Origin of the sequence: Amycolatopsis sp. CA-126428, assembly GCF_002904335.1 — a bacterium.
Lineage (GTDB): Bacteria > Actinomycetota > Actinomycetes > Mycobacteriales > Pseudonocardiaceae > Amycolatopsis.
On record NZ_PPHF01000142.1, the window covers coordinates 44,714 to 57,275 of the forward strand.

Here is a 12,562-nt window from a genome sequence, read left to right on the forward strand (position 1 = left end):
GCACGGCCTTCAGGACGGTGCCGCGGGCACGGGAACTTCGGCGGAGATGCCGTCGGGCCAGGTCAGGGTGACGTGGCGGCCGTCCGCGGCGATCGCCAGGGACGGGTCGGCGTCCTCCGGCCCGCCGCGGTCCAAGGCCACCACCGCCGCGAACACGGCTCCCGGCTCCGGCGGCCCGTCGGTGGCGACGAACGGGAGCGCGGTCCACTCGCCCAGCGGCGACGCCCCGGCCTCGACCACCACGTCCGCCGTGGTGAAGCCCCGCAGCGGACGCACTTCCGAGCGGAGGTCCGGGGTCCGGGCGGCGGCGGTCCCCGGCTCGGTCCCCGGCCGGGTGTCGCCCGACACCGGCCAGCCGCTCAGCCGCAGCGAACGGACCGCATCGTCGACGTCGTCGAGCCGCGCGAGCCGCACCTCCACACCCCGCCGCACCACGGACACCACCGTCAGCACCGGCCCCGGCACCCCCGGCCCGCGGCGACCCGATCCGTGGTCGGGGGAGTCGTCGCCGGAGGTGTCGACCCAGCGGACCCGTCCTTGGGACGCGGCCGCCAGCACCCCGCCCGGCAACTCGATCGCGTAGCACGTCGAAAACCCCGCGCGGTGGCTTGCCCGGCCGTCCGCGTCGAGCACGTACACCGTGTTGTCAGGGAGTGAAGCCGGCGGAAAGGTCGCCGTCGAATAGCCGAGCCGGGCGTAGAGCGGCGCGTCCGCGCGCGGGTCGCCCGGGCGCGCGTGGTCCGTGCCGTGGTTGACCACCAGCGCGATGCCGTCGCGACGTCGTCCCGAAACCAGCCAGCCCGGCGCGGGGACGACGCGGGCCACGTCCCCGGTCTCGATCGGCAGCGGCTCCTCGACGTCCGTCCACACGGGATGGTGCGCGGGCAGGGCCAGCCCCAGCAGGCCCTTGGCCGCCCAGTACGGCGAACCGGGCCCGGAGTAGGCCTGGCGCATCGCGGGCCAGGCGTGGTGCCAGCCGAGATCCAGCAGGCCGCCGGGCGCGCCCCGGCCGGCGAAGTGCCGGACCATGCCGCCGGCCACCCGCCGGGTCAGGCCCGGGGACAGGTTCGACGTCCCGGTGAAGGCGCCGACCCAGAACGGCGCCGCGGCCGCGAAGCGGTAGACCAGGCTGCGGCCCTGCAGCAGGGGCGAGCCGTCGCTGCCGACCAGCCGGACGGCGTCGTCGAGGTAGTCCCGGAGGTCCGCGCCCCATTGGTGCCGCAGTGAGCCGGGGCACAGGGTGCCGGTGACGTCGAACAGGTGCGTCCACAGCAGCGGGTACAGGTGCAGGGCCCAGCCCGTGTAGTGGTCGTAGGCGCGCTCGTCGCCGTCGCTGAGCCAGCCGCCCGGCCGCCGCAGTGACGCGTGCACGGAGAGGTCCTCCTCGACGTCCGCCGCCGACCACGGCCCGCCCGCCTCCCGCAGGAACGACTCCACGACGATCCGGAACCACACCCAGTTGATCGGCGGGTAGGGCTGCCCGATCACCGTGGCGAGCCAGGCGACGACCCGGTCGCGGACGCTGTCGTCGAGCCGGTCCCACAACCACGGCCTGGTCAGCTGCAGCACCAGCGCGATCGACGCGGCCTCCACTTTGGACTGACCGAGTTCGTCGGGCCGCGGCCACGCCTCGGGTGACGCCGGATCGGTGCCGGCGGCCAGCCCGCGCGCGTAGTGCTCGAGGTGACCGCCCGGGTCCGCGCCGCCCTCCCCGGCGGCGCGGAAGCCGGCGATCAGGAACGTCCGGGCGAACCCTTCCAGGCCGTCCGAGACGCGGCCGTTGCGGCTGGCCGGGCCGGGCAGGTCGATCCGGGCGCCCGCCGGGGAGCGGTACTTCCCGGCCGCCCCGAGCAGCCGGTTGGCGTACGCCGCCCAGTGCCCGCGGGTCCAGCCGGTGTACGGCGAGAGCCGCCGGTCTTCGACGGCGGTCATGCCTGCACGGCCAGGGAATGCCGCGTCACCGGGGCCCGGGGCGGCAGGCCCGCGGCGTAGCGCTCCAGCTCGCCGAGCGCCTCGGCGCTCATCCGGCGGGTCTCCGAACCCAGCGAGCCCGCTACGTGCGGCGTCAGCACCACGTTGGGCAGGCCGTAGAGCGGGGAGCCGGCGGGCAGCGGCTCGGGCTCGGTGACGTCGAGGACGGCGTGCAGGCCGGCGGTGGCGCAGGCGTGTTCGAGGGCCGCGGTGTCGACGAGGGCGCCGCGCGCGGTGTTGATCAGCACGGCACCGGACGGTAGCGCGGCCAGCTCGGTGGCGCCGATCATGTGCCGCGTCTCCGGCAGCGACGGCGCGTGCAGGCTCAGCACGTCCGCCTGGGGCAGGGCTTCCGCCAGGGTCGCGGGCTCGGCGCCGGCCGCCCGGATCTCGCTCGCGGCGGCCACCGGGTCGACGACGAGCACCCGGGCCAGGTCCAGCAGCCGCAGCAGCGCGGCGACCCGGCGGCCGACGCGGGAAAACCCGACCAGCACCACCGTCCGGTCACGGCCGGACAGCTCCCCGCGCTGCTCGCGGTAGCTCCAGTCCTCCCGGAACTTCCGGGCGTCGGCGGCCAGGAACGGCACCTTCTTGAACGCCCACAGGATCGCGCCCAGGGTGTATCGGGCGACCGGCTCGGCGTTGGCGTCGGCGGCCGTGGTGACCAGCAGGCCCCGGTCGAAGACGGCCGCGCCGACGTGGTCGCGGACGCTGCCGGCGGCGTGCAGCACCGCCCGCAGGTTCGGCGCGGCCCGCAGGACCGCCTCGTCGAGCGGGGGACAGCCCCACGACGTGATCAGCACCTCCACCTCGGCCAGCCGCGCGCGCACCGGCGCCGAGGCGAGCTCGTCGGTGCACAGCGGCTCGCCCAGCCGGGCGGTGGCGCGCAGCCGGGCCAGTTCCGCGGCGCCGAACTGCAGTTCCCTCGTGTCCCGCGCCATCACCAGCAGGGTCTCCGGACGCCGGGTCACTTGACGCTGCCCGCCGCCAGCCCGGACCGCCATTGCCGGTGCAGCAGGACGAACGCGACGACCAGCGGCAGCACGGCCAGCAGGGAGCCGGTGATGACGAGCGGGTTGTACTGCGGGAACTGGGTGACGCGCGTGCTCCACTGGTACAGGCCGAGGCTCATCGGGAACAGCTTCGGGTCGGTGAGCATCACCAGCGGGAGGAAGAAGTTGTTCCAGATCCCCACGAACTGGAACAGGAAGATGGTGACCAGGCCGGGCCGCATCATCGGCAGCGCGATGGTGAAGAACGTCCGCAGCTCGCCCGCGCCGTCGGTCCGGGCGGCTTCGAGCACCTCGCCGGGCACCGCGGCTTCGGCGTAGACGCGGGCGAGGTAGACGCCGAAGGGGTTGGTGAGCAAGGGGATGAACACCGCCCAGAACGTGCCGACGATCTCCAGCTGCGAGGCCAGCAGGTACAGCGGCAGGGCCAGCGCGGTGGTCGGCACGAGGACCCCGGTCAGCGTCACCGCGAACAGCGCGCGGCGGCCCGGGAAGTCGAGCTTCGCGATCGCGTACCCGCAGGCGGCGCAGATCAGCGAGCCGAGCACCGCGCCGAGGCCCGCGTAGAGCAGCGAGTTGCGGATCCAGGCGAGGAAGACGCCGTTTTCCTGCGTGAACAGCGCGCTGAGGTTGGCCCCGAGGGTGAACTGCCCGAACTCGAACGCGCCGGTCGTGGAGAAGTCGCCGACGGACTTGGTGGCCGAGGTGACCAGCCAGACCAGCGGCAGGACCGCGTACAGCGCGGCCAGCACCAGCAGGACGTGCACGACCGTGCGTGACGTCCACCGCGAACCGGTAGGGGACAGGGTCACCGGGACCTCCGGTCGGAAAGGCGCATGACGAGCGCCGAGAGCAGGGCGGAAACCAGCGCCAGCAGCACGGACGCCGCGGCGGCGCGGCCGTAGTCGTTGGCGATGAAGGCGGCCTCGTACACGTAGAGGCTCGGGGACCAGGTGCTCGTCACCGAGCCGGTGAACCCGCGCAGCACCAGGGGTTCGGTGAACAGCTGCAGGGACCCGATGACGGTGAACACGAGGGCGACGAACATGGTCGGCCGGATCATCGGGACCTTGACCGACCACGCCGTCCGGACGCCCCCGGCGCCGTCGGCGCGCGCGGCTTCGAGGACGTCCCGGGGGACGGCCTGCAGTGCCGTGTAGAAGATGATCATGTTGTAGCCGACCCACTGCCAGGTCGCGATGTTGACGATCGAGGGCAGGATGCCGGTCTTGCCCAGCGGGTCGAACGGCAGGAGCGCGGTCAGCCCCGAGTTCGGGCTGTAGAGGTAGGCCCAGATGAGCCCGGTGATCACGGTCGGCACCGCGTAGGGCAGGAAGACTGCCAGTGACCACACGCGCTTCAGGCGCACGACGGCGGAGTCGATGAGCAGGGCGAGCAGGAGGGCCAGGCCGAGCATGATCGGGATGTGCACCACGACGAACAGCGCCACGTTGCCGAGGCTCGCGTGGAACCCGCTGTCGGTGAGCACGTCGACGTAGTTGCCGAGCGCCACGAAAGCCTGTGTCGGACCGGAGAAACCCAAGCCGGACAGGCGATCGGTGAACAAGCTCAGGTAGAGCGCGTACCCGATCGGGACGAGCACGGTGGCCGTCAGCAGGATCGCGAACGGGGCCGCCAGCACGAGGCCGGCGCGGCCGCGGCCACGGCGGCCCTGCGCGGTGGCGCCGGGGCGGGCGGGCGCCGGCACGCTCGCGGCGCGTTCCGGGGTGAGGACGGTCATCAGGCTTTCCCTTCCAGCACGGTCAATCCCCGCTCGCGCAGCTCGGCGACGGCGCCGGCCTGCGTCTGCCGGACGGCGGTGGCCAGCGTCGTGCCGCCCGTCTTCACCCCGCCCATCCGGTCGACGACGGTGGAGAACGTCCGCAGGGCGTTGGGCCCCCACGTCCAGTCCGGGACGCGCCGGGCGGCTTCGTCGAGCACGTCGTACACCGGGGCGCCGGCGAAGTAGCCGCCCTTGTACGCCTTCCGCGCCACGTCCCGGCTCGGCAGGTAGCCGGGGAACGGCGTGGTGAACGTGGTGCCGATCTTCGCGACGGCCGGGTCGGTGCTCAGCCAGCGCAGGAACTTCACCGCGGCCTCGGGCACCTTGCTTTCGGCGGAGACGGCGAACGCGCTGCCGCCCTGCACACCGTTGGCCGGGACGCCGTCCCAGGTCGGCATCGTGGTGACCGCCCACCGGTTCTTGTCCTGCGGGATGGACTTCACCAGCGTGCCGACGCTCCAGGACGCGCCGAGCAGGCCCCACAGCCGGCCGGTGTGCATCGCCCCGATCCAGTCCTGGTCGCCCGTCGGGGCGGTGGCCACCAGGCCGTCGCGGATCATGCCCTGCCAGTAGCCGGCGGTGCGCAGGGTGCCGGCGCCGTCGATGTCCACCCGCCACGAGCCGCCGTCGACGCGCCACCACGGATCGCCCGCCTGCCAGCACATCCCGGCGAAGAAGGAGCCGTCGTTGAGCGGGAACGTCGTCACGCGCGCCGCCGGGTCGGCCTTCTGCACCGCCTGCGCGGCGGTGCGGAATTCGTCCCACGTGCGCGGTACCGCGATCCCGTGCCGGTCGAACAGGTCCTTGCGGTAGTAGAGCACCATCGGGGCGAGGTCCATCGGCACCGCCCAGGTGCGGCCGCCGGGCCGCACGCCCTGCCAGGCCGCGGGGGAGTAGCCGCGCTCCAGGTCCGCCAGGTCGCCGGTGAGGTCCCGCAGGCCGCCGGTGGTGAGCAGCTGCGGCAGGCCCTGGTACTCGGCGTGCAGGATGTCCGGGGCGTTGTGGGCGCGCAACGCGTTGGTCTGCTGGGCGTAGCCGCCCTTCAGGCCGGCCGCGATCACGTTGAGCTCCACCACGATGTCCGGGTGGGCGGCGTTGAACGCGGCGACGTACTTGTCCATGCCGGTGAGCCACGACCAGATGGTCACGCGGGTGGCGCCGGACGCCGTGGTTGTCGACGCGCAGCCGCCGAGCAGCCCGCCGGCCGCGAGCCCGGCGGTGGCCGCAAGGAACGTCCGGCGGTCGAACCCCTGAAGCTTCATTGCTCCTCCGTCGAAGTGATGGCTGTCACTGTCGGGCTGTGCCATAGTGCGAGTCAACAATTCAGCTCAAAAGCGATCACAAACGATCGGAACCGAAAGGGCGGAGCGATGCGGCTCCCCGACGTGCGCGACCGGACGGTCTGGGACGCCGTGGACGGCGAGGCGATCCTCGCCGAAGCCCGGGCCGTGCTCACGCGTCCGGCCCCGGTCCTGACGGCCACGGCGTGGGCCCGGACGTTCCGCGACGGCGTCCGGACCGACTACGAAGACGTCGCCCGCGAGCTGCGTGAACGCGTCACGCTGCTGGTGCTCGCCGCGGTGCTCACCGGCGAGGTGCCGCCGGGCCCGGTACCGTTCCTGGACGGCGCGATCGACGGGCTGGTCGCGCTCGCCGAGGCGACCACGTGGTGCTGGGCACCCCACGACCGGCACGCGGCCGGGCGAGGCGAGGTGCTGGCCGACCCCGACGACCCGTTCCTCGACCTGGGCGCGGCCGAGGTCGCGTCCCTGTTCGCCTGGGCCGATCACGTCCTGGGCCCGCACCTCGACCTCCGGGCCCCGGGACTGCGCAGACGGTTGCGGCGCGAGGTCGATGTCCGCGTCCTGACGCCGTTCGAGCGCGTCCGCGATTGGCACTGGCTCGGCCTCGACGGCGACGCGCACAACTGGAACCCGTGGATCCACTCCGGCGTCCTCACGGCCGCGCTCCTGCTCGTGGCCGACGACGAGCGGCGCCGGCGGCTGGTGCGGCTGGTGGTCGAGGGCCTCGAGCACTACGTCGCGGTCCTGCCCGACGACGGCGGCATCGACGAGGGCGTCGCCTACTGGTGGCACGGAGCCTGCCGGCTGCTGGAGTGCCTGGACCTGCTCGCCGGCTCGGCGGATCTTCCCGTGTTGCCCGAGCTGATCCGCTTTCCGCACCGCATGCACCTGGGCGGCGACGCGTACGTCAACGCCGGGGACGCCCCGGCCCGCCTGTCGCCGGCCCAGCCGTGGCACGTCCTGCACCGGTGGGGCGAGCGGCTCGGCGACGACGACGTCCGGGCGCACGCGGTGAGCCGGGCGCGTGCGAGCGGCCGGCTCGTCTGGCCGTCGGCCGGGTTGGGCCGCGCCCTGGCCGGCCTGGCCGACCCGGACTGGCGGAAGGCGGTGACCGCGGAGCCCGGCGCGAGCTGGCTGGCCCGCGAAGAGTGGCTGCCGCGGGTGCAGGTGCTCGTGGCCCGGGAGACGGCGGGCACGCCGCGCGGGCTGACCGTGGCGGCCAAGGCCGGGCACAACGGCGAGCGGCACAACCACCTCGACGTCGGGTCCTACTGGGTGGCGGTCGACGGGGTGCCGGTGGTGGCCGACGCCGGCCAGCCGACCTACACCGCGGCCAGCTTCGGGCCGGACCGCTACCGGGCCTGGGCGCTGCGCAGCGAGTGGCACAACGTCCCCGAGCCGGGCGTCACGCAGGAACCGGGGGAGGACCGCGCGGCGCGGGACGTCCGGGTCGAGCTCACCGCGTCCGCGGCCACGCTGTCCGCGGACCTCGCCGGGGCCTACCCGGGGGTGCCGCGCTGGCTCCGGTCGGTGCGGCTGGTCCGGTCTTCGCCCGCGTACGTCGAGGTGGCGGACGACGAGTCCGTCCGGCCGGTCCGGCTGCGGCACGTCCTCGCGGGTGACGTCGAGCTGGGGGAGGGCGAAGCGTTCGCGTCCCTGGACGGCCGGCGGGTGCTGCGGCTGAGCTGGGACGCCCGGCACACCACCGCGGAACTCGAGCGGCGGCCGCTGGACGATCCCCTGCTGCGGGCGTCCTGGGGCGCGCAGCTGAGCCGGCTCACCCTGCTGGTGCGCGAGGGCCCGGCGCGGGTCCGGCTGGAGCAGGTCCGGTGATGCTCGCCTCCGAACGGCACCAGCTGATCCTTTCGGTGGTGCGCGAGCACGGCGCGGTCCGGCTCGCCGACCTGGTGGAGCGGCTGGGCGTCACCGCGGTCACCGTGCGGCGGGACGTCACCGAGCTGGCCGACCGCGGCCTGCTGACGCGGGTGCACGGCGGGGTCACGCTGACCCGGCCCCGCGGCGGCCATCCCGAGCCGGGGCGCGCGGCTTCGGCGTTCGGCCCGGCCGCGCACGGTGCACTGGTCGGCATGGTCGCGCCGTCGGTCGAGTACTACTGGCCGACGGTGGTCCAGGGTGCGCAGTCCACCGTGGCCGCCAGTGGGGGCCGGCTCGTCCTGCGCGCGTCCAGTTACGACGCGGCCGAGGACCGCCGTCAGATCACCAAGCTCCTCGAACGCGGGGTGCAGACCCTGCTGGTCGCCCCGGCCACCAGCGGGCGGGGCGCCCTGGACCTGCTGCGCTGGCTGGGTTCGCTGAGCGTCCCGGTGGTGCTCGTCGAGCGCCTGCCGCCGCCGGAGCTGCCGACGCTGGCGCTGGACGCGGCCACCACGGCGCACGCGCTCGGCGCGGGCCTGGCCGTCCGGCACCTGGTGTCCCTCGGCCACCGCGGGGTCGGGCTGGTCACGTCCCGGTCCAGCCCGACGAGCCGGGCGCTGCGCACCGGCTGGCGCGAGACGATCGGGTCCCTGGGGCTGGACACCGGCGCGGCGCTCGACCTCGACGTGCCCGTCTACGGCTCCCCGGGGTGGGCGCAGGAGTACGACACCCTGCTGGACCGCTGCCTCCGCGCCGGCGTCCGGGCGCTGCTCGTGCACGCCGACCGGGAGGCCATCGGCCTGATCGAACGGGCGCGCGACGGCGGCATCGCGGTGCCCGGCGAGCTGGCGGTGGTCTCCTACGACGACGAGGTCGCGGCGGCGTCCGACCCGCCGCTGACCGCGGTGTGCCCGCAGAAGCACCGGCTCGGCGCGGTGGCCGCCGAGCTCGCGCTGGCCCGGCTCGCCGACACGACCGGGCGGCCCGTGCACCGGCTGCAGCTCTGGCCGACGCTCGTCGTGCGCGAATCGTGCGGAGGCGCGCCGGAAGCCGCACTCGAGTGAAACCTCAGGAGGCCGCGAGGCGGCGGAGGGCCGCGTGCGTCGTCACCGCCGTGCCGAGGGCGACGACGAGCACCGTGCCCGTCACCAGGACACGCGCCCGGGACCGGATCTTCCGGGCCGGGACCAGCGGGCGGGACCCGGCGAGGCCGGTGAGCGTGCGTTCGGCGTCCGCCATCGACGGCCGGGCCGCCGGTTCCGGGCGGACGAGTTCCAGCAGCGCGTCGAGGACCGCGCCGCGGGTGCGCGGCGGGACGGCGGTGCCCGGCACCCGCCCTTCGAGGGCGAAGTACAGGGTGGCGCCCAAGGAATAGACGTCCGAGGCACACCCCGGGCTCGCACCCCCGGCCACCTCCGGGGCGGGGAAACCGCCGGTGCCCAGCCCGAAGCCGGCGATCTTGGCCGTCCCGTCCGCGGTGAGGAGCACCTTGTCCGGGCCGAACCCGCGGTGGAGGACGCCCTCGGCGTGCGCGGCCGCCAGCGCCGAAGCCAGCTGTGCGCCGAGCGCCGCGACGCGGTCCGGCGGCACGCTTCCCCGCCGCGCGACCAGTTCGGCCAGGGTGCCGGTCGCCAGGTCCTCGGTCACCACGTACGGCGTCAGGTCGTGCTCGAAGACGTCGTGCACGACGACGACGTGCGGGTGGTGCAGCCGGACGGCCGCGCGCGCGTCGCGGATCGCCTTGGCCCGGACGCGGTCGGAATGGGCCGCGTCGAACGGGCATCCGGGCGGCAGCTGTTCGACGACGACGAACCGGTCCAGCAATTCGTCTTTGGCCCGCCACGCCGTGGCGCCGGGATGGTGGCCGGCCGGTTCGAGCAGCCGGTACCGCCCGGCCAATGCACCCTTTTTCGCTGCCACCCGTATCCCCTGTCGCCGTCGACGGATCCCTGAAAGGAAATACGGCCGCAACGGGAAACAGGTTCGGTGATTCTCACGCCTCGGACAACGCCGTGCGGGCCGCCGCGGTGCTTTCCCCGGTGACGAACGCCGGGACCACCGCGGCGGGCTCGGCGGCCGGACCGCCGTCGAGCTGGCCGACCGCCCGGCGCACGGCCAGCGCCCCCAGCTCGGCCGCCGGGACCACCACCGCGGTGGGCCGGATCCGCTGCTGCCCCGCCACGGTGTCCGAGCAGACCGCGACGACGGAGACGTCGCCGGGTACCCGCCGCCCGCGGTGCCGCAGGGTGCCCATGACCAGCGGGAGGGCGGCTTCGTCGTGCACGACCAGCGCGGTCGGGCCGCCGTCGGCGAGCAGTTCGTCCAGGCCGCGGGCGACGTCTTCGGCGGCCGGCGCGCAGGGCCGGGAAACCGCTTTCACGCCGCGCTCGCCGGCGGCGGCCCGGAAGCTTTCCGCGAAGCCCTTCAGGTACCGGAGCCGGTGCCCGGGCAGGGTCGCCGACGGCCCGAGGTGGGCGACCGACCGGTGGCCCAGGCCGGCCAGGTGGGTGAGGCAGGCCCGGCCGGCCGGCGCGAAGTCGAGCGTCACCGACGCCAGCCCGCGGTACTGCGCCGGCGCGCCGACCAGCACCGCGGGGCGGCCGGAGGCCAGCAGGACGGGCACGCGCGGGTCGTCGTCGCCGGCGTCCAGCACGATCACCGCGTCGGCCAGTGCGGCCGACGTCACCCGGTGCAGGCCCGACGTGCCGTCGTCGTCGGTGACCAGGAGCAGGTCGTAGCCGAGTTCGCGGGCCGCGCCCGCAGCGGCGGAGAAGAACTCCATCTCCATGCCCAGCTGCCGGTCGCCGAGCGGCGGCACCGCCACCGCGAGGACGCCGGCGCGGGGGGACGGCGAGCCGCCGCGGCGCCGGTAGCCGAGGGCGCGGATGGTTTCCTCGACCCGGCGGCGGGTGGCCGGCGAGATCGTCCGCTTCCCGGTGATCACGTAGGACACCGTGCTCGCCGAGACACCGGCCGCGTTCGCCACGTCGGTGATCGTCACCGCGCCGCGGCCGCCGCCCGACGGCTCGTCCGCCACGTCGCGGAAATTCGTCATCTTGGTGAGGACTTTCTCGAGACTCATTGTCCGATCCGTTGTCCGGCCGGAAGTTAGCGCTAACAAGAAGGGGTGGAGGCCGACCTTAATGCCGGTCAACACCGCTGGTCAAGCCACCTTCGTCGGATGATCGAAAACGCCTCGGCGCCGATTCATTCCCCGGGACGGCAGTCGGTCACCGGCATCCCGCGGTTGCCCCCGCGGGCCAGGGCGATGAAGCCGAAGGTGGTCGATTCGCCCGGCTTCAGCACCGCATTCCACTCGGCGTTCGCGATCGCCGCGGTGGCGCCGGTCCGCACGAGCCTGCCGTTCCAGAGGTCGTCGATGCTCGTCCCGGCGGGGGTGGTCCAGCTGACCGTCCACCCGATGACTGGGGCCCACCCGCTGTTGCGGACGGTCACCAGCCCCTGGAAGCCGCCGTCCCACGACTTCACCACCTGGTAGCGCGCGGCGCAGCCGGCGGGACCCGGGGTCCGGGACGCCGGCGGGGTCGTGGACGGCGCCGATGCGAGCTGGGCCGCCGCGCTCGCGGCCTCCCGGCCGGGCGGGATCGACGTGGTCGCCGCCACCACGGCGGCCGCGGTCAACGCCAGCACCGTCCCGGCGAAGGCCGGCCGGGAGCGGCGACGGCGCACCGGCGCGGGAACGCTGTCCGCCGGGGCCGCCACCGGGACCACCCCGGGCGCGGTGGCGCGGGTCAGCAGCCGCGCGGCCCCGGCCATCGTGGGGCGGGCGACCGGATCCCGGTGGAGCAACCGGAGGACGGCGTCGGTGACCGGGCCGCTGGTGACGGGCGGGGTCACGGTGCCGGTACCGACCCGTTTGAGCAGGGCCAGCTGGTTTTCGTCGGTGCCGAACGGCGGCCGCCCTTCGAGCGCGGTGTAGAGCGTCGCGCCGAGCGAGTAGACGTCGGAAGGGAAGCCGGGTTCCTCGCCGTCGGCGACTTCCGGGGCGAGGTAGGCCGGCGTGCCGACGACCAGCCCGCGGCCGGTGGCGGTGCCTTCGCCGCGCGCGTGGGCCACCCCGAAGTCGGTGATCTTCGCCGCGCCGTCGGTGGTCACCAGGACGTTGTTGGGGCTGATGTCGCGGTGCACCACGCCTTCCGCGTGCGCCGCGGCCAGCGCCGAGGCGAGCTGGGTGCCCAGTTCGGCCACGTGCTCCGGCACCAGCGGGCCGTGCTCCTCGATCAGCTCGGTCAGCGTGCGGGCCGGCAGGTACTCCATCGTGATGTAGGCCGCGGACCCCTGCTCGACGACGTCGTACACGACGACCGCGTGCGGGTGGCGCAGCCGGGCGGTGACCCGGGCCTCCCGGATCGTCCGGGCGCGCGTGCGCTCGGCGGCCGCCGGGTCGGCGGGGGAGCCGGGGAAGAGCTGCTTGATCGCGACCAGCCGGTCGAGCCGCTCGTCCTTCGCCCGCCACACGGTCCCCATCGCGCCGTGACCCGCCCGGCCCAGCACGCGGTACCGGCCGGCGATCACTGCCCCTTCGTGCACGGGCACGCTCCCCTCCGTCGTTTCCGTCATCGGGGAACACGGCCGGTTCCGGCGCGCAGTTCGGCTCG

10 protein-coding genes are annotated in these 12,562 nt (G+C 74.6%); 2 read left to right on the top strand and 8 right to left on the bottom strand.

Features of this window, described 5'->3' with window-relative positions; genetic code table 11:
• Positions 1-9: 9 nt before the first annotated feature.
• From C2L58_RS35645 to C2L58_RS35665, 5 genes are read right to left on the bottom strand one after another with little or no spacing between them, the layout of a single operon-like run.
• Positions 10-1,932: a DUF2264 domain-containing protein gene (locus tag C2L58_RS35645; protein ID WP_103342046.1), complete on the bottom strand. Its 1,923-nt coding sequence runs from the start codon at positions 1,930-1,932 to the stop codon at positions 10-12.
• Positions 1,929-2,942 (bottom strand): hydroxyacid dehydrogenase, encoded by a 1,014-nt coding sequence (locus tag C2L58_RS35650; RefSeq protein WP_103342047.1) that lies wholly within the window; start codon positions 2,940-2,942, stop codon positions 1,929-1,931. The genes C2L58_RS35645 and C2L58_RS35650 overlap by 4 nt, the downstream gene beginning before the upstream one ends.
• Entirely contained in the window at positions 2,939-3,748 is an 810-nt protein-coding gene (locus C2L58_RS35655; protein WP_103342096.1) for a carbohydrate ABC transporter permease, read from the bottom strand. The genes C2L58_RS35650 and C2L58_RS35655 overlap by 4 nt, the downstream gene beginning before the upstream one ends.
• Before the next feature lie 41 nt (positions 3,749-3,789).
• A complete protein-coding gene (locus C2L58_RS35660; RefSeq protein WP_103342048.1) occupies positions 3,790-4,722 on the bottom strand; it encodes a carbohydrate ABC transporter permease in 933 nt (310 codons plus the stop codon).
• The gene (locus tag C2L58_RS35665) at positions 4,722-6,026 is read right to left on the bottom strand and encodes an ABC transporter substrate-binding protein (protein WP_103342049.1); all 1,305 of its coding nucleotides are present in this window, start codon (positions 6,024-6,026) and stop codon (positions 4,722-4,724) included. The genes C2L58_RS35660 and C2L58_RS35665 overlap by 1 nt, the downstream gene beginning before the upstream one ends.
• A gap of 108 nt (positions 6,027-6,134) precedes the next feature.
• On the opposite strand from C2L58_RS35665, the gene C2L58_RS35670 reads away from it, so the two are divergent.
• Both C2L58_RS35670 and C2L58_RS35675 read left to right on the top strand, forming a co-directional pair.
• Complete coding sequence (locus tag C2L58_RS35670; RefSeq protein WP_103342050.1) at positions 6,135-7,901, top strand: heparinase II/III domain-containing protein; 1,767 nt, start codon at positions 6,135-6,137, stop codon at positions 7,899-7,901.
• On the top strand, positions 7,901-9,007 hold the full coding sequence (locus C2L58_RS35675; protein WP_233226124.1) for a substrate-binding domain-containing protein: 1,107 nt from the start codon (positions 7,901-7,903) through the stop codon (positions 9,005-9,007). Before C2L58_RS35670 ends, C2L58_RS35675 begins: the two co-directional genes overlap by 1 nt.
• Positions 9,008-9,011: 4 nt before the next feature.
• On the opposite strand, the gene C2L58_RS35680 is transcribed toward C2L58_RS35675, so the two are convergent.
• From C2L58_RS35680 to C2L58_RS35690, 3 genes are all read right to left on the bottom strand, one after another.
• On the bottom strand, positions 9,012-9,863 hold the full coding sequence (locus C2L58_RS35680; protein ID WP_233226125.1) for a protein kinase domain-containing protein: 852 nt from the start codon (positions 9,861-9,863) through the stop codon (positions 9,012-9,014).
• A 73-nt stretch (positions 9,864-9,936) separates the two neighbouring features.
• Positions 9,937-11,025 (bottom strand): LacI family DNA-binding transcriptional regulator, encoded by a 1,089-nt coding sequence (locus C2L58_RS35685; RefSeq protein WP_103342053.1) that lies wholly within the window; start codon positions 11,023-11,025, stop codon positions 9,937-9,939.
• Between the two features lie 125 nt (positions 11,026-11,150).
• Complete coding sequence (locus C2L58_RS35690; protein WP_103342054.1) at positions 11,151-12,524, bottom strand: serine/threonine-protein kinase; 1,374 nt, start codon at positions 12,522-12,524, stop codon at positions 11,151-11,153.
• Positions 12,525-12,562: the final 38 nt, after the last annotated feature.

Coding starts and splice junctions, on each gene's coding strand:
- C2L58_RS35645 (WP_103342046.1), bottom strand. CDS start 1,932: ATGACCGCCGTCGAAGACCGGCGGCTCTCGCCGTACACCGGCTGGACC.
- C2L58_RS35660 (WP_103342048.1), bottom strand. CDS start 4,722: ATGACCGTCCTCACCCCGGAACGCGCCGCGAGCGTGCCGGCGCCCGCC.
- C2L58_RS35665 (WP_103342049.1), bottom strand. CDS start 6,026: ATGAAGCTTCAGGGGTTCGACCGCCGGACGTTCCTTGCGGCCACCGCC.
- C2L58_RS35670 (WP_103342050.1), top strand. CDS start 6,135: ATGCGGCTCCCCGACGTGCGCGACCGGACGGTCTGGGACGCCGTGGAC.
- C2L58_RS35675 (WP_233226124.1), top strand. CDS start 7,901: ATGCTCGCCTCCGAACGGCACCAGCTGATCCTTTCGGTGGTGCGCGAG.
- C2L58_RS35685 (WP_103342053.1), bottom strand. CDS start 11,025: ATGAGTCTCGAGAAAGTCCTCACCAAGATGACGAATTTCCGCGACGTG.
- C2L58_RS35690 (WP_103342054.1), bottom strand. CDS start 12,524: ATGACGGAAACGACGGAGGGGAGCGTGCCCGTGCACGAAGGGGCAGTG.